This window comes from Paraburkholderia sp., from assembly GCF_028283785.1.
Lineage (GTDB): Bacteria > Pseudomonadota > Gammaproteobacteria > Burkholderiales > Burkholderiaceae > Paraburkholderia.
The window spans coordinates 1-16,280 of sequence record NZ_JAPWKB010000010.1; the positions used below are offsets into that span (position 1 = coordinate 1).

The window sequence follows — 16,280 nt, forward strand, 5'->3', positions numbered from 1 at the left end:
CGCCGCGTTCCAGCAGTCTCATCCCCAACACCGCATGACCGTTTATCCCGTCGATGTTCGCGACGCGGACGCGCTCGCCGCTGCCGCCGAACACTACATCGCCGAGCACGGCTTGCCCGATGTCGTCATCGCCAACGCGGGCATCAGCCGCGGCGCGCTAACCGGCTACGGCGACCTGCAGACTTTTCGCGACGTGATGGACGTCAACTACTTCGGCATGGTCGCGAGCTTCGAGCCGTTCGTCGCGAAGATGACGGCCGCACGGCGCGGCACGCTGGTCGGCGTGGCGAGCGTCGCGGGTGTGCGCGGCTTGCCGGGATCGGCGGCGTATAGCGCGTCGAAAGCGGCGGCGCAGAAGTATCTCGAAGCGTTGCGCGTCGAGATGCGGCCGCTGGGCGTCGGCGTCGTGACCATCGCGCCGGGCTATGTCCGCACGCCGATGACCGAGCACAATCCGTATCCGATGCCGTTCCTGATGGACGCCGACCGTTTCGCGGTCAAGGTGGCCGATGCCGTCGCGCGCAAGGTGTCGTACGCGGTGTTTCCGTGGCCGATGCGCATCGTCGCGATGGTGCTGCACGTGCTGCCGCGCTGGCTGTACGACCGCGCGTTCGAACGCGCGCCGCGCAAGCCGCGCTCGCCGTCACCGCAATCCTCGCAGTCCACGCACGCCGACTGACAGCGGCCGCCGGGCGCGGCCGGATCGTCGAACCATATCCATATATTGATTAAGTCGTTGTTCAGACAACGACCGTTCGTTAAGCTTGGGCGCTGACGGCGTCGCACAGTCACGTAGCTGGCAGGAGACTGCGTGCGGGCCGGAAACGTATCACAATCAATAACGATGGCGTCCCGCGCGGGCCGCTTCAGCCGACCGCAGCGCGTCCGGATGCGCATCCTCGCACCGAACCGCTGATCCACGTCCCGCGCCTGTTATGGAGATCCTATGCGCTTCAAACTGCTCGCAGCCGCCCTACTCGCCACGGCCCCGGTGCTCGTGTTCGCCAAACCGCTGACCGTCTGCACGGAATCGAGCCCGGACGGTTTCGACGTCGTCCAGTTCAACTCGCTGGTGACGACCAACGCGTCGGCCGACGTGGTGTTCAACTCGCTGGTCAATTACGACGAAGCCGCCAAAAAAGTCGTGCCGGCGCTTGCCGACAAATGGGAAGTCAGCGCGGACGGCCTGACGTACACGTTCCATCTGCGCCCGAACGTCCAGTTCCAGACCACCGACTATTTCAAGCCGACGCGTCCGCTCGATGCCGACGACGTCGTCTTCACGTTCTCGCGGATGCTCGACGACAGCAATCCATGGCACAAGGTGACAGGCGCGAGCGGCTTTCCGCATGCGCAGTCGATGGGCTTGCCGAAACTGATCAAGGCCGTCACGAAGGTCGATCCGAACACGGTGAAGTTCGAACTGAACGAGCCGAACGCCACCTTCGTGTCGATCCTCACGATGGGCTTCGCGTCGATCTATTCGGCCGAATATGCGGATCAACTGGATAAGGCCGGCAAGCAGACCGATCTGAACGCGAAGCCGATCGGCACCGGCCCGTTCGTGCTGAAGAGCTACACCAAAGACGCGGTGATCCGTTACGACGTGAACCCGACGTACTGGGGTCCCAAGCCGAAGATCGACCGTCTGATCTACGCGATCACGCCGGACGCCACCGTGCGTGCGCAAAAGGTGAAGGCGGGCGAATGCCAGATCGCGCTGTCGCCGAAGCCGCAGGATCTCGCCGACGCGAAGGGCGACAAGAACCTGAAGATCGTGCAGACGCCCGCGTTCATGACCGCGTTCGTCGCGTTGAATACGGAAAAGAAGCCGCTCGACAATCCGAAGGTCCGTCAGGCGCTGAATATGGCGTTCGACCGCACCACGTATCTGAAGACCGTGTTCGACAACACCGCGACGCCCGCGACCAATCCGTATCCGCCGAACACCTGGAGCTACGACAAGGCGATCCAGGCGTACCCGTATGACGTCGCCAGGGCGAAGAAGCTGCTCGCCGAGGCTGGCGTGCCGAACGGCTTCGAAACGACCATCTGGGTGCGTCCCAACGGCAGCGTGCTGAATCCGAATCCGAAGGCGGGCGCGGAACTGCTGCAAGCCGACTTCGCGAAGATCGGCGTGAAGGCCGACGTGAAGGTGATCGAATGGGGCGAGTTGATCAAGCAGGCCAAGCAAGGCCAGCACGACACGCTGTTCATGGGCTGGGCCGGCGACAACGGCGACCCGGACAACTATCTGTCGCCGCTGTTTAGCTGCAACGCGGTGAAGTCGGGGATCAACTTCGCGCGCTTCTGCAATCCGCAACTCGACAAGCTGATTGCCGACGGCAAAGCCACACCCGATCAGGCGAAGCGCGCAAAAGCGTACGAAGCCGCGCAGAAGATCATCCACGATCAGGCGCTGTGGATTCCGCTCGGTTATCCGACCGCAACGGCGATCACGCGCACCAACGTCAGCGGCTATCACGTGAGTCCGTTCGGCCGTCAGAATTTCGCGACGGTGACGGTGCAGTAAGCGCGCGCCAACTGACAGCAGGCGAAAAAAAGCCCGGTTGCGACAGCAACCGGGCTTTTTCTTTGCGCCTTCAGACCGCGCTTACGCGTCAGGCCGAAAACCGGATTACGCCGTCATCGTCTTGTGCGCGCCTGAGTTGTCCCTGAAGCCATAGCAGATGCAGATGCGCGAGCGCTTCGCCCATCGCGAACGTGATCTGGTGGATGTCGAGCTTGCGCCGGAACATCAGCGGCACGATGTCCGCCGCGCTATGCGGCTTTTGCGAACACGCCTCCAGCACTTCGGCGAGGCGCGCCGCGTGATGGTCGCGCAACTGCACGATCCGCGTGTGCATCCCGCGAAACGGCTTGCCGTGCGACGGCAACACCAGCGTGTCCGCCGGCATGGTTTCGTAGCGTCCGAGCGATTCCAGATACAGCGCCAGCGGATTGCCTTCCGGCTCGATATCGAACACCGACACGTTGGTCGAAATACGCGGCAACACCATGTCGCCGGAAATCAGCACGCCGCTGGCCTCGCAATGCAACGCGCAGTGCTCCGGCGAATGCCCGAAGCCCGTCACGACCGTCCACGTCCGACCGCCGATCGTCACGCCGTCGCCGTCACGCAGACGCCGGTATTGCGACGGCATCGCGGGCACGAGCTTCGGGTAGTAACCCGTGCGGTTGCGCAACTGATCCAGCGACGCTTCGTCGGTCAGACCGTGCCGCTCGAAGTGACGCGCGGCGCCCGGACCGCCCGCATTCGAGCCGTCGCCCGCCGCCATCACGCGGCCCATCATGTATTCGCCGAGCGTCATCCACAGCCGCACGTCCCAGCGCGCCTTGTCGCCGCCGCTGCAAACCCAGTGCGCGAGTCCGACGTGATCCGGATGACAGTGCGTGACGATCACGCGCAGCACCGGCAAGCCGTCGAGCAGCGTGTCGAAGATCGTTTCCCAGTTCTGTTTGATCTCGTCGGACGTGATGCCGCAATCGATGACCGTCCAGCCCTGCTGGCCGTCGATCTCGTCGCGAATCAGCCAGAGATTGATGTGATCGAGCGCGAACGGCAGCGGCATGCGCAGCCAGAAGACGCCGGGCGCGACTTCGCGCGTCGTGCCGGGTTCGGGCAGCGTATCACCGAACGGGTAGTCGAGTTGGTGTTCGAGTGCATTCATTGCGGGTGTCTTCCTCCATCTGCCGTGGATGTTTGTCGCCAGACCCGGTACGGCACGCGGTTGCGCATCGTCGAGGTTGACGCTAACGTTAACGACGATTTTATCGCCCAATCCGGCTTTTTGCTGCCGTTGCTTAATTACGCGGCCGCCCACCCTGGCGATACAATCACGGATGTCTTCACGACAGTGGATGAACGCACGGTCGACATGAATCACTTTCCCAAACTGTTGTCGTCGCAAATCGGATTCGACGTTGCCCGGACGATGCTCGACGGCTTCGACCGGCACTACCGGATCTTTCGCGACGCCGCGATTCGCGCCAGAACGCTGTTCGAGAACGGCGAATGGCAACGCGTGCAAAGCCTCGCGCGCGAACGGATTACTTCGTATGACGAACGCGTCGACGAATGCGTCGTGCTGCTCGAAGACGAATACGATGCCGAACATATCGACGACGAAATCTGGCAACAGATCAAGCTGCATTACATCGGCTTGTTGACCACGCATCGGCAGCCGGAATGCGCGGAAACGTTTTTCAATTCGGTCTGCTGCAAGATCCTGCATCGCTCGTATTTCAACAACGACTTTATCTTCGTGCGCCCCGCGATCTCGACCGACTATATCGAGAACGACGAACCCGCCGCGAAGCCGACGTACCGCGCGTATTACCCGAACCAGGACGGACTCGCCGCGACGCTCGAACGCATCGTGACGAACTTTCAGCTCGACTGTGAGTTCGACGATCTGAGCCGTGATATCGCGTGCGTGATGCAGACGATTCACGACGCGTTCGGCACATTCGACGAAGCGCCGAACTTTCAGATTCACGTGCTTTCGTCGCTGTTTTACCGCAACAAGTCGGCTTATATCATCGGGCGGATTATCAACGGCGACCGCCTGTTGCCGTTCGCGGTGCCGCTGCGTCACGCGAGGCCCGGCGTGCTGGCGCTCGACACCGTGTTGCTGACGCGCGAGCAGGTGCTGATCATTTTCAGCTTCTCGCATTCGTATTTTCTGGTGGACATGGAAGTGCCGTCCGCGTACGTCGAGTTTCTGCGCACGGTGCTGCCCGCCAAACCGAAAGCGGAAATCTACGCGTCGGTAGGATTGCAGAAACAGGGCAAGAATCTGTTCTATCGCGACCTGCTGCATCATCTGAAACATTCGAGCGACCGGTTTATCATCGCGCCCGGCATCAAGGGGCTGGTGATGCTGGTTTTCACGTTGCCGTCGTTTCCTTACGTGTTCAAGATCATCAAGGATCGTTTCCCGCCGCCGAAAGAAACCACGCGCGAGAAAATCCAGCAGAAGTATCAGCTGGTGAAACGGCACGATCGCGTGGGACGCATGGCCGATACGCTCGAATATTCGAGCGTCGCGTTGCCGCTGTCGCGTCTCGACGATGCCTTGATTCGCGAACTCGAACGGGAAGCGCCGTCGATGATCGAATACGACGACACCGGCAATCTGGTGATCCGTCATGTGTATATCGAACGCCGGATGATTCCGTTGAATCTGTTCCTGCAAAACGGCAGCGACGCCGACGTCGATCACGCGATCTGCGAATACGGCAACGCGGTGAAGGAATTGATGCAGGCGAATATTTTTCCCGGCGATATGCTGTACAAGAACTTCGGCGTCACGCGTCATGGCCGCGTGGTGTTTTACGACTACGACGAAATCGAATACCTGACCGACTGCAACGTGCGCGCGGTGCCGGCGCCGCGCAACGAAGAGGACGAGATGGCGAGCGAGCCGTGGTATCCGGTCGGCGCGCACGACATCTTTCCGGAGACGTACGGCACGTTTCTTCTCGGCGACACACGCGTACGCCACGCTTTCATGCAACATCACGCCGATTTTTTCGATCCCGCGCTGTGGCAACGGCACAAGGATCACCTACTGAGAGGCGAATCGCCCGACTTCTTTCCGTACGACCGCAGCGTGCGGTTTTGCAACCGTTATCCGGAGCGCTTCACGGCAACCGCAACACCCGCCGACGCTGTCCGCGAGTCCGGCGCAAACCGCGACACGGCGCGCGCCGCGTGAACATACTCATGCGCGCCGCCCCGCTGCCGTCCTGTCATGCAACGACCGCTCGCGCGGTCACGTTACCGTCAACACATCTATGAACACGAACGCTACTCCCGCCAATCCGCTCGCCCATCTGTTCGACAACAACGACGCGTGGGTGTCCCGCAAACTCTCCGAAGATCCGGAGTTTTTCTCGCGACTCGCGCATCAGCAGGCGCCGGAATATCTGTGGATCGGCTGCTCGGATTCGCGTGTGCCGGCCAACCAGATCATCGGCTTGCCGCCGGGCGAAGTGTTCGTCCATCGGAATATCGCGAACGTCGTCGTGCATACGGATCTGAACTGCCTGTCGGTGATCCAGTTCGCCGTCGATCTGTTGAAGGTCAAGCACATCATGGTGGTCGGTCACTACGGTTGCTCGGGTGTCGGCGCGGCGTTGCACGGCCGCCGTATCGGCCTCGCGGATAACTGGCTGCATCACGTGCAGGACGTGCGCGCGAAACACGCGGCGCTGCTCGAGGAATGGCCGATGGGCGAGGCGCGCCATCGTCGTCTGGTCGAACTGAATGCGATCGAACAGGTGATGAACGTGTGCCGCACCACCATCGTCAACGATGCGTGGGCGCGCGGCCAGGAACTGACCGTGCACGGTTGGGCGTACGGCATTCACGACGGCAAGATGCGCAATCTCGGCATGATGATTTCCGATCCGGCCGAACTGGACGCGACCTACCGCGGTTGCGTCGCCGCCGTGACGGCGAGCGGCGCGCATACGGCCGACAACGACGTGGTCGCCGCCGACGCAGCCCGACTCGGCGACGTACCCGCAGTTATCGAAGGTGTCATCAAGGAGCTAAAACATGAGTGAGACAAGCACGAACACCGATCCGGTCGTCATCGTTTCGGTCGCGCGCACGCCGATGGCCGCGTTTCAGGGCGATTTCGCCAGTCTGACCGCGCCCGTACTCGGCGCGGCGGCAATCTGCGCGGCGGTCGAACGCGCGGGCCTGAAACCGGAACAGATCGACGAAGCGGTGATCGGTTGCGTGTTGCCGGCCGGACTCGGCCAGGCGCCCGCGCGCCAGGCGGCGTTGGGCGCGGGCTTGCCGTTGAGCACCGGCAGCACGACGGTCAACAAGATGTGCGGCTCCGGCATGCGCGCCGCGATGTTCGCGCACGACATGCTGGCGGCGGGTTCGGTGGACGTGATCGTCGCGGGCGGCATGGAAAGCATGAGCAACGCGCCGTATCTGTTGCCGAAAGCCCGCGCCGGCATGCGCATGGGACACGGCCAGGTGCTCGATCATATGTTCCTTGACGGCCTCGAAGACGCGTATGAAAAGGGCCGTCTGATGGGCACCTTCGCCGAAGAATGCGCGGCGTCGTTCGATTTCACGCGCGACGCGCAGGACGCATTCGCGATCGAATCGCTGAAGCGGGCGAAACGCGCGAACGAAGACGGTGCGTTCGCGTGGGAGATCGCGCCGGTCACGGTGACGAGCCGCAAGGGCGAGCTCACCATCGAGCGCGACGAACAGCCGTTCAAGGCGAACCTCGACAAGATCGCGACGCTCAAGCCGGCGTTCAGCAAAACCGGCACGGTAACGGCGGCGAATTCGTCGTCCATCTCCGATGGCGCGGCGGCGCTGGTGATGATGCGCGAATCCACCGCGAAGCGCCTCGGCGTGACGCCACTCGCGCGGGTCGTCGGTCATACGACCTTTGCACAGGAACCGGCGAAGTTCACCACGGCGCCGGTCGGCGCGATCCGCAAGCTGTTCGACAAAAACGGCTGGCGCGCCGACGACGTCGATCTGTACGAGATCAACGAAGCGTTCGCGGTCGTCACGATGGCGGCGATGAAAGAACACCGGTTGCCGCACGACAAGGTCAACGTGAATGGCGGCGCCTGCGCGCTCGGCCATCCAATTGGCGCATCGGGCGCGCGGATTCTGGTCACGCTGATCGGCGCGCTGAAGGCACGCGGATTGAAGCGCGGCGTGGCGTCGCTGTGCATCGGCGGCGGCGAGGCGACGGCGATGGGCATCGAACTGGTTTAACGGTTTGACTGGCGGCGGGTTGGGCGGACGGCGGCGCGATGCGCGTGCGCCGTCCGCATCACCGAATCGAAAAGGAAGCGTATGAAAACAGTGTTGATCGTGGGCGCGTCACGAGGTCTCGGGCGCGAATTCGTCACGCAGTACAAGAAAGCCGGCTGGCGCGTCCTCGCCACCGCACGCGACGACGCGTCGATCGACGCGTTGCAGGCGCTCGACGCCGAAACCTTCAAGCTCGACGTGACCGAACCCGAACAGATCGCCGCACTCGGATGGCAACTCGACGGCGTGCGACTCGACACGGCCGTGATCGTCTCCGGCATCTACGGACCGCGCACCGAAGGCGTGGAAGCGATTCTCGCGGACGACTTCGATCAGGTGATGCGAACCAACGTGCGCGGCCCGATGCAGTTGATCCCGGTTTTGCTGCCGCTGGTCGAGAATGCGCAAGGCGTACTCGCGGTCGTGTCGAGCAAGATGGGCAGCATTTCGGATGCGAGCGGCACGAACGGCTGGCTGTATCGCGTGAGCAAGGCGGCGCTGAACGACGCGATCAAGCTGACGTCGTTGCAGACGCGTCGCGCGGCGTGCGTGTCGCTGCATCCGGGCTGGGTGCAAACGGACATGGGCGGCCCGCAAGCCGCAATTGATCCGACCCGCAGCGTCACCGGCATGCGCGAAGTGTTGAGCAATGCAGCGAGCGCGCATGCGACGTTCAACGGTCGGTTTTTTCAGTACGACGGCACGGCGCTCGACTGGTGATGTCACAGCAAACGTTGACGATGCAACGACCCGCCGATTGCCCGTGCGGCGGCGTCACGCCCAATGCGAAGTCCAGTGTCAAAGCGCCGCGCTATGCGCAATGTTGCGGACGCTACATTGATGGCGGCGACGTCGCGCCGAACGCGTGGGAATTGATGCGGTCGCGCTATAGCGCTTACGTGATCGGCGCGAGCGACTATCTGCGCGAGACGTGGACGCCCGATACCTGTCCCGCGTCGCTCGACGTCGATCCCGACGCCGCCGATTCCCCGCGCTGGCTGGGTTTGCAGATCAAGCGCTATACATCGATCGACGACACGCACGCCGAAGTCGAATTCATTGCCCGCTACAAAGTGGCCGGACGCGCGCACCGGATGCACGAGGCGAGCCGCTTCGTGCGCGGCGACGATCAGCGCTGGCGCTACGTCGATGGTGTTGTCAGCGACGACTGAAAAGTGTCGTTTTCGGGGCTCGGAAAACCGGGCTTCGACGCGACGCAACCGCTTGCCACGGCAAGCAAACATCGCATCGATTGCGTCGCGCTAACATACTGTTTCTTCGGCATTAATTGCCACGTCACACATCTCGTTCAGACTCTCTGCAGCCGCGCATTGTTGGCTACAGACGACAGTAACTTCTACTTCCATTACCGCGTCTTCCCACACGACGCGTGCTGCAGCGCACACAGCCGTGCGCCGCCTCTGCTTGGCCACGCCGAAATTTATGCGGCAGGGTTCTCATCCATTGCACAAACGGAATTTGTCGTGCCAGGATGGGCCTGTAGTTGTGTTGCAAACACATCGCGAAGAAGCGAATCAATCGCCCTCGCAAGATGCGCAGCAGTCTGCCGATCACCCGTTTTTGAGGGCGCCGACAGAATCGCGCTGTACATCGTGTGTTGCATCTCATCGACGCGTGGGGTCGCGTCGGCCGGTTCCGGTAATCCAGAGCGATCTCGAGCAGCGTTCATGCGCTAACCCGCACTGAACGCGAGTGTCTTTTTGTGTGTGCATTCAGACGCGTTGCAAGGAGTTTGTCAGCGACGCGCAGCATGACGAGAGATGCGACGGTGTTAAAGCAGGTTTTAAGGGTGGGCGTGGCGAATGACGGGCAGAAAAGTTTTGACGGCGGGCGCGGTGATGTGTGCGTGGGCAATCTGCACCGCTTCGGTTGCGTCTGCCGAACCGTCGGTTAGCGCCGCCAAAGCATCCACGGCAAATTCGGCCGCTCCGCAGATTCCTGCTCCTGCCACTTCCACCGATTCCGGTCCGTTGACGCGCGCCCATGTGCCGCGCATCGCGATCGACGACGACATCTATCTGCCGACCGCCCGTCTGAACGAACAGATCATTCGCGTGCCGGTCGACGACGACGGCAGCGTCACACTCGAAACCACGGTCTACAAACCGGACGGCAACGGCCCGTTTCCGATGATCGTGTTCAACCACGGCAAGATCAATGGCGATCCGCGTTCGCAGGAACGCAGCGATCCCGTGCCGTTCGCACGCGAATTCGTGCGACGCGGCTATGTCGTCGTCGCGCCGAACCGTCAGGGTTTCGGCAATTCGGGCGGCGCTTATCATCAGGACGGTTGCGATGTTGCACAGAACGGCGTCGATCAGGCCGTCGATGTCGCCGCGACCGTGAGCTTCATGTCGAAGCAGCCGTATGTGGATGCAAAGCACATCGTCGTTGCGGGCACCTCGCATGGCGGACTGGCGACGGTCGCGTACGGCGAGCGCGCGATGCCGGGCGTGCGGGCGTTGATCAATTTTTCGGGCGGTTTGCGTCAGGACGCGTGCAGCGACTGGCAGGGCAATCTGACGCGTGCGTTCGGCACGTATGGCGAGCACACGAGCGTGCCGTCACTGTGGCTTTACGGCGATAACGATTCGGTGTGGGCACCGACGCTCGTCACCTCGATGTTCGACGCTTACGTCGCGAACGGCGCACGTGCGCAGATGGTCGATTTCGGCGTGTACAAGAACGATGCGCATCGTCTGGTCGGCGATCGCGACGGCGTGCGCGTCTGGTGGCCGGCCGTCGAAGCCTTTTTGGCGCGGGTTGGAATGCCGACGGGCGTGCAGTATCGCGTGTCGGATCCGTCGATGCCGAAAGCGACAAACTTCGCATCGGTCGACGCCGTCGATGCGGTGCCGTTCGTCGATGAAGCGGGCCGGAACGGTTATCGGAATTTCCTGCATCAGTATCCGAGCCGCGCTTTTGCCGTGTCGGATTCGGGCGCGTGGTCGTGGGCCGAAGGCGGCGACGATCCGATGTCGACCGCTGTGGCGAATTGCCAGAAGCAGTCTTCCGCGCCGTGCCGCTTGTACGCGGTGAATCAGTCTGTCGTGTGGAAGGACGATGCGCACAGCGGCTCGTCGTTCGCGTCCGGAGACTCGCAGGATGTGGCGAAGCCGGCGTTGGCTAGCCGGGAGTAAGACGTTGCTGCGGTTCGGTGGCGGGCTTAGAGACTGCATTCTTTAAGACGCATCTTCGCCGCTGCTAACTCACCGATCCGAACGCAAGCTGGACACGCGATACCCCATCGCCGATTTTTTCATACGCTGCCCGACGCGCTTCGTCGCATCTGAACAGCTGCACCCGTTCCGACGTACATGCCACCTCAAGGAATTCCAACGGTGACCGCATGAACAAAGCGCGAACTTTCTCTCCCAACACCCGACACTTCCCCCGCAAGCACGGCTGAATAGCTGCGTCGCGGTCGAGCAGATATGCATTGTCCAAACGCGCGTATCGATACGCGTCTGGCAAACCATCACGACCGCAGGTCAACCCGACACAGCATTTCCGTCCCAAGGGTCCCACTACTTTGACGTCGTCATCTACGTCGAAATCGGGCGATCCGGCGCGAACGCAAAACAATTGGCGCGAACACCCCAAAACTCCGCGTCCGGGCTCAAAAAACCCATAAAAATCAAGGATGCAAGCGACGAAATAAACGGCTAATCTCCGAACCGCTGCCCGCATCGCGCGTCGCCGGACGCATTGAAAACCGGTCACGTCGCGCCGCGAACAGCACCCAGCACAGGAGTAAGCGTTTTGACCACCCGCGCAGCGAACCCGAACACGACCCCGCAAGCCACCACCTTCGCCGACTCCGGCGACTCCGGCGACTGGATCGCCCGAAGCCTCAAAGCCGTCTGGCATCCGTGCACGCAGATGAAGCACCACGAGCGCCTGCCGCTGATCCCCGTGTCGCGCGGATCGGGTGCATGGCTCTACGACCGTGCCGATAACCGCTACATGGACGCAATCAGCTCCTGGTGGGTCAACCTGTTCGGTCACGCGAACCCGCGCATCAATGCGGCGCTGAAAGACCAGCTCGACACCCTCGAACACGCGATGCTCGCCGGTTGCACGCACGAACCGGCCGTCGAACTCGCGGAGCGTCTCAACGCGTTGACGGATCACACGCTCGGCCACGCGTTCTTCGCGTCGGACGGCGCGTCGGCGGTCGAGATCGCGCTGAAGATGAGCTTCCACGCGTGGCGCAATCGCGGTCACGACGACAAGCGCGAGTTCGTCTGCGTCGCGAACAGCTATCACGGCGAAACCATCGGCGCACTCGGCGTCACCGACGTCGCGCTGTTCAAGGACGCGTACGATCCGCTGATCCGCCACGCCCATGTCGTCGCGTCGCCGGACGCGCGCGTCGCGCAACCCGGCGAATCCGCCGCGCAACAGGCCGAACGCGCGCTCGACAGCGTGCGCGCCCTGTTCGAAGCACGCGCGGGCAAGATCGCCGCGCTGATCGTCGAGCCGCTGGTGCAATGCGCGGCCGGCATGGCGATGCACGACCCGTCGTATCTGCAAGGCTTGCGCACACTCTGCGATCGCTTCGACGTCCATCTGATCGCCGATGAAATCGCCGTCGGTTGCGGGCGCACCGGCACCTTCTTCGCGTGCGAACAGGCGGGAATCTGGCCGGACCTGCTGTGTCTGTCGAAAGGCATTAGCGGCGGCTATCTGCCGTTGTCGATCGTGTTGTCGCGCGATGAAATCTACGAAGCGTTCTACGACGACGACACCGCGCGCGGCTTCCTGCACTCGCATTCGTACACCGGCAATCCGCTCGCATGCCGCGCCGCGCTCGCAACACTGGATCTGTTCGCCAGCGACAACGTGCTCGTCGAAAACGTGCGCAAAAGCGACGTGTTGCGACAAGCGCTGGCGCCGCTCGCCGATCATCCGCACGTGCGCCATCTTCGGAGCCGCGGCACGATCTTCGCGTTCGACGCGCATATCGCCGACGCACAGCACGCCCGGACCTTCTCGCGCCGCTTCTTCGAAAACGCGCTGAAACGCGAACTGCTGCTGCGCCCGATCGGCACGACGGTTTACCTGATGCCGCCGTACATCCTCGATGACGAACAACTCCACTGGCTCGCCGCTCGCACTCGCGAGACCTTCGACGCCACGCTCGCGGAGACGCTGTAATGCCTTTGCATCTGCTCGACACCCTTGAACAAGGTCTGAAAGACATCGACGCGCTCGGTTTGCGTCGTCGTCGGCGTACCGCCGACACGCCGTGCGCCGCGCACATGACCGTCGACGGCCGCGCGACCATCGGCTTTGCCAGCAACGATTACCTCGGCCTCGCCGCGCATCCGTTGCTGATCGAAGCGATCGCCGAAGGCGCGCGCAAATACGGCGCGGGCAGCGGCGGCTCGCATCTGCTCGGCGGCCACTCGCGTGCGCACGACCAGCTCGAAGACGACCTCGCCGCGTTCGCGGGCGGTTTCGTCGATGCGCCGCGCGCGCTGTATTTCAGCACCGGCTATATGGCGAACCTCGCGACGCTGACCGCGCTGGCCGGTCGCGGCACGACGCTGTTTTCCGACGCGCTGAATCACGCGTCGCTGATCGACGGCGCGCGTCTGTCGCGCGCCGACGTGCAGATCTATCCGCACGGCGACACCGACGCATTGAGCGCGATGCTCGACGCGTCGGATGCAGACGTGAAGCTGATCGTCTCGGATACCGTGTTCAGCATGGACGGCGACGTCGCGCCGCTCGCGGCCCTGCTCGCGCTTGCGGAACGGCACAGCGCCTGGCTCGTGCTCGACGATGCGCATGGTTTCGGCGTGCTCGGCCCGCAAGGTCGCGGCGCGATTGCGCAAGCCGCGCTGCGTTCGCCCAACCTGATTTCGATCGGCACGCTCGGCAAGGCCGCAGGCGTGTCGGGCGCGTTCGTCGTCGCGCATGCAACGGTGATCGAATGGCTCGTGCAGCGCGCCCGTCCGTATATTTTCACGACGGCTTCGACGCCCGCTGCCGCGTACGCCGTGTCCGCGAGCCTGAAAATCATCGGCGGCGATGAAGGCGAGGCGCGTCGCACGCATCTGCGCGCGTTGATCGAACGCACGCGCGCGATGCTCAAGGCGACGCCGTGGATTCCGGTCGATTCCCATACCGCCGTGCAGCCGCTGATCATCGGTGCGAACGACGCGGCGCTCGACATGGCCGGCGCGCTGGATCGCGCGGGCCTGTGGGTTCCCGCGATCCGTCCGCCGACCGTTCCGGTCGGCACGTCGCGGCTGCGCGTGTCCTTGTCCGCCGCCCATTCGCACGACGATCTGGATCGGCTCGAAGCCGGTTTGCGCGCATGCGCCGGTGGTACGCAATGAGCGCGCCGCTATCGCTGTTCGTCACCGGCACCGATACCGAGATCGGCAAGACGCTCGTCAGCGCGGCGCTGCTGCGCGGCTTCGCGCGCGAAGGACTGCGCGCGGCCGCGATGAAGCCGATCGCGGCCGGCACGTATGAGGCCGAAGGCGTCACGCGCAACGAAGACACCGACGTGCTCGATGCGGCGTCGAGCGTCGTGCTGCCGGCGGCGATGCGCACGCCGTATCTGTTGAACGAAGCCGCCGCGCCACATATCGCCGCCGCGCTCGAAAACGTCGAACTGGAGATCGCGCCGATCGTCGAGTGTCACGCGCAAGCGATGCAGTGCGCGGACGTCGTGGTGGTGGAAGGCGTCGGTGGCTTTTGCGTACCGCTCACCGACACGCACGACACCGCCGATCTCGCGGTCGCGCTGAACCTGCCGGTGGTGCTGGTCGTCGGCATGCGGCTGGGCTGTATCAGCCACGCATTGCTGACCGCCGAAGCGATCGTCGCGCGCGGACTGCAACTGGTCGGCTGGGTCGCGAATCGCGTCGATCCGGACATGAGTTTCCCCGACGAAAATATCGCAACGATCCGTGCGCGCTTCGCCAGTCGATACGATGCGCCGCTGCTCGGAATCGTCCCGCATCTGAGCCCCGCCTCGCCCGACGTGGCGGCGGATCAACTGAACATGCCTTTGCTCATGCATGCGCTGCGCGCATCGCAATGAACTCACTCTCTTCTTGATGAGGATCGTTACATGACCCAACTTCAAACCGCTTCCGCCGTCACCGATCACGCCGCAGCCGCGCCCGCGGTTCCCGTTGCACGCTGGCGTGTCGCGGACGTCGTCGCGCTGTACGAACTGCCGTTCAACGACCTGATGTTCCGTGCGCAGCAGACGCACCGCGAGCATTTCGATGCGAATACGGTGCAACTGTCGACGCTGCTGTCGATCAAGACCGGTGGCTGCGAAGAAGATTGCGCGTACTGCCCGCAATCGGTTCATCACGATACCGGTCTGGCCGCAGATAAACTGATGCCGGTGGATGAAGTGCTGGCCGCGGCGAAGGTCGCGAAAGAGAACGGCGCGACGCGCTTCTGCATGGGCGCGGCGTGGCGCAATCCGAAAGATCGTCACCTCGAACCGATCAAGGACATGATTCGCGGCGTGAAGGCGATGGGCCTCGAAACCTGCGTGACGCTGGGCATGCTGGAGACGCATCAGGCGCAGGCGTTGCGCGATGCCGGGCTCGATTACTACAACCACAATCTGGATACGTCGCCGGAGTTTTACGGCCAGATCATTTCGACGCGCACGTATCAGGATCGTCTCGATACGCTGGAGCGTGTGCGCGATGCCGGGATCAACGTGTGTTGCGGCGGGATCGTCGGTCTGGGCGAATCGCGTCGCGAGCGTGCGGGACTGATTTCGCAGCTGGCGAATATGGACCCGTATCCGGAATCGGTGCCGATCAACAATCTCGTGCAGGTCGAAGGCACGCCGCTGTCGGGCACCGAAGCCATCGATCCGTTCGAGTTCGTGCGAACCATTGCAGTGGCGCGGATCACGATGCCGACGGCGATGGTGCGTCTGTCGGCGGGCCGTGAGCAGATGGACGAGGCGTTGCAGGCGCTGTGTTTCCTCGCGGGCGCGAACTCGATTTTCTACGGCGATCAATTGCTGACGACGAGCAATCCGCAGGCCGAAGCGGACCGCAAGCTGCTGTCGCGTCTGGGCATCAAGGCCGAGGCCGCGAATCAGATGGCAAGCGACAAAGCCGAGTGCTCGAAGGGCTGCGACGGACACGCGACGAATTAAGCGAAATCGCTGCCGCTGTGTAAGGCGGTCGTGCTGAAAGACCGTAAGTGCCGGTGACGGCGCTTGCGGTCTTTTTGTTTTTTCGGGGTGTGTGCAGCGCGGCGAATGGAAGGCGGACGGGTTGGACACGTTTTTCACGTTGCTCGCGATCGCACGCGGCGGCGTTTATCTTTCGTGCAACCGTTTTCGCCTGCTGGCTTCGTCCTATGATGTTGGACCGAGTGGTTTTCGTACGCCGTTCGCCGGAAAATGGGCTTCCCGTCACTGACGACGACAGCA

General features: G+C 62.9%; 14 protein-coding genes. 12 read left to right on the forward strand and 2 right to left on the reverse strand.

Going from position 1 to position 16,280, the window contains the following annotated elements:
• Window positions 1–679: SDR family oxidoreductase (locus PW947_RS11185; RefSeq protein WP_299631634.1), on the forward strand; the 679-nt coding region annotated here is incomplete at its 5' end.
• Window positions 680–946: 267 nt separating this feature from the next.
• On the forward strand, window positions 947–2,533 hold the full coding sequence (locus tag PW947_RS11190; RefSeq protein ID WP_299631635.1) for an ABC transporter substrate-binding protein: 1,587 nt from the start codon (window positions 947–949) through the stop codon (window positions 2,531–2,533).
• Between the two features lie 88 nt (window positions 2,534–2,621).
• On the opposite strand, the gene PW947_RS11195 is transcribed toward PW947_RS11190, so the two are convergent.
• Entirely contained in the window at window positions 2,622–3,692 is a 1,071-nt protein-coding gene (locus PW947_RS11195; protein WP_299631636.1) for an MBL fold metallo-hydrolase, read from the reverse strand.
• Between the two features lie 207 nt (window positions 3,693–3,899).
• Here PW947_RS11195 and aceK point away from each other — a divergent pair, with 207 nt between their 5' ends.
• The 6 genes from aceK to PW947_RS11225 all read left to right on the forward strand — a co-directional run bounded on the left by aceK (window position 3,900) and on the right by PW947_RS11225 (window position 10,986).
• Window positions 3,900–5,741: a bifunctional isocitrate dehydrogenase kinase/phosphatase gene (aceK, locus tag PW947_RS11200; RefSeq protein WP_299631637.1), complete on the forward strand. Its 1,842-nt coding sequence runs from the start codon at window positions 3,900–3,902 to the stop codon at window positions 5,739–5,741.
• A 79-nt stretch (window positions 5,742–5,820) separates the two neighbouring features.
• Window positions 5,821–6,594 (forward strand): carbonate dehydratase, encoded by a 774-nt coding sequence (gene can / locus PW947_RS11205; RefSeq protein WP_299631638.1) that lies wholly within the window; start codon window positions 5,821–5,823, stop codon window positions 6,592–6,594.
• A complete protein-coding gene (locus PW947_RS11210) occupies window positions 6,587–7,786 on the forward strand; it encodes an acetyl-CoA C-acetyltransferase (RefSeq protein WP_299631639.1) in 1,200 nt (399 codons plus the stop codon). Before can ends, PW947_RS11210 begins: the two co-directional genes overlap by 8 nt.
• A gap of 81 nt (window positions 7,787–7,867) precedes the next feature.
• Window positions 7,868–8,545, forward strand: coding sequence for an SDR family oxidoreductase (locus PW947_RS11215; protein ID WP_299631640.1), 678 nt, complete (start codon window positions 7,868–7,870; stop codon window positions 8,543–8,545).
• Window positions 8,545–8,997, forward strand: coding sequence for a YchJ family protein (locus tag PW947_RS11220; protein ID WP_299631642.1), 453 nt, complete (start codon window positions 8,545–8,547; stop codon window positions 8,995–8,997). The genes PW947_RS11215 and PW947_RS11220 overlap by 1 nt, the downstream gene beginning before the upstream one ends.
• 651 nt (window positions 8,998–9,648) lie before the next feature.
• On the forward strand, window positions 9,649–10,986 hold the full coding sequence (locus PW947_RS11225) for a prolyl oligopeptidase family serine peptidase (protein WP_299631644.1): 1,338 nt from the start codon (window positions 9,649–9,651) through the stop codon (window positions 10,984–10,986).
• Between the two features lie 64 nt (window positions 10,987–11,050).
• Here PW947_RS11225 and PW947_RS31220 read toward each other — a convergent pair whose 3' ends face one another.
• Entirely contained in the window at window positions 11,051–11,716 is a 666-nt protein-coding gene (locus PW947_RS31220) for an N-acetylmuramidase domain-containing protein (protein WP_366146114.1), read from the reverse strand.
• Here PW947_RS31220 and bioA point away from each other — a divergent pair.
• Genes bioA through bioB form a run of 4 tightly spaced genes read left to right on the forward strand, consistent with a single transcriptional unit; the run spans window position 11,687 to window position 16,001 of the window.
• Window positions 11,687–13,006: an adenosylmethionine--8-amino-7-oxononanoate transaminase gene (bioA, locus tag PW947_RS11230; RefSeq protein WP_299631648.1), complete on the forward strand. Its 1,320-nt coding sequence runs from the start codon at window positions 11,687–11,689 to the stop codon at window positions 13,004–13,006. The two genes, PW947_RS31220 and bioA, sit on opposite strands and share 30 nt — an antisense overlap.
• A 5-nt stretch (window positions 13,007–13,011) precedes the next feature.
• A complete protein-coding gene (gene bioF / locus PW947_RS11235) occupies window positions 13,012–14,196 on the forward strand; it encodes an 8-amino-7-oxononanoate synthase (protein WP_299631649.1) in 1,185 nt (394 codons plus the stop codon).
• Window positions 14,193–14,909 carry a dethiobiotin synthase gene (bioD, locus tag PW947_RS11240; protein ID WP_299631646.1) on the forward strand — a complete coding sequence of 239 codons (717 nt, stop codon included), beginning with the start codon at window positions 14,193–14,195 and terminating at the stop codon, window positions 14,907–14,909. The genes bioF and bioD overlap by 4 nt, the downstream gene beginning before the upstream one ends.
• A gap of 30 nt (window positions 14,910–14,939) precedes the next feature.
• On the forward strand, window positions 14,940–16,001 hold the full coding sequence (bioB, locus tag PW947_RS11245) for a biotin synthase BioB (protein WP_299631647.1): 1,062 nt from the start codon (window positions 14,940–14,942) through the stop codon (window positions 15,999–16,001).
• Window positions 16,002–16,280: the final 279 nt, after the last annotated feature.

Coding starts and splice junctions, on each gene's coding strand:
- PW947_RS11190 (WP_299631635.1), top strand. CDS start 947: ATGCGCTTCAAACTGCTCGCAGCCGCCCTACTCGCCACGGCCCCGGTG.
- PW947_RS11195 (WP_299631636.1), bottom strand. CDS start 3,692: ATGAATGCACTCGAACACCAACTCGACTACCCGTTCGGTGATACGCTG.
- aceK (WP_299631637.1), top strand. CDS start 3,900: ATGAATCACTTTCCCAAACTGTTGTCGTCGCAAATCGGATTCGACGTT.
- can (WP_299631638.1), top strand. CDS start 5,821: ATGAACACGAACGCTACTCCCGCCAATCCGCTCGCCCATCTGTTCGAC.
- PW947_RS11210 (WP_299631639.1), top strand. CDS start 6,587: ATGAGTGAGACAAGCACGAACACCGATCCGGTCGTCATCGTTTCGGTC.
- PW947_RS11215 (WP_299631640.1), top strand. CDS start 7,868: ATGAAAACAGTGTTGATCGTGGGCGCGTCACGAGGTCTCGGGCGCGAA.
- PW947_RS11220 (WP_299631642.1), top strand. CDS start 8,545: ATGTCACAGCAAACGTTGACGATGCAACGACCCGCCGATTGCCCGTGC.
- PW947_RS11225 (WP_299631644.1), top strand. CDS start 9,649: ATGACGGGCAGAAAAGTTTTGACGGCGGGCGCGGTGATGTGTGCGTGG.
- PW947_RS31220 (WP_366146114.1), bottom strand. CDS start 11,716: ATGCCAGACGGCTTTGAGGCTTCGGGCGATCCAGTCGCCGGAGTCGCC.
- bioD (WP_299631646.1), top strand. CDS start 14,193: ATGAGCGCGCCGCTATCGCTGTTCGTCACCGGCACCGATACCGAGATC.
- bioB (WP_299631647.1), top strand. CDS start 14,940: ATGACCCAACTTCAAACCGCTTCCGCCGTCACCGATCACGCCGCAGCC.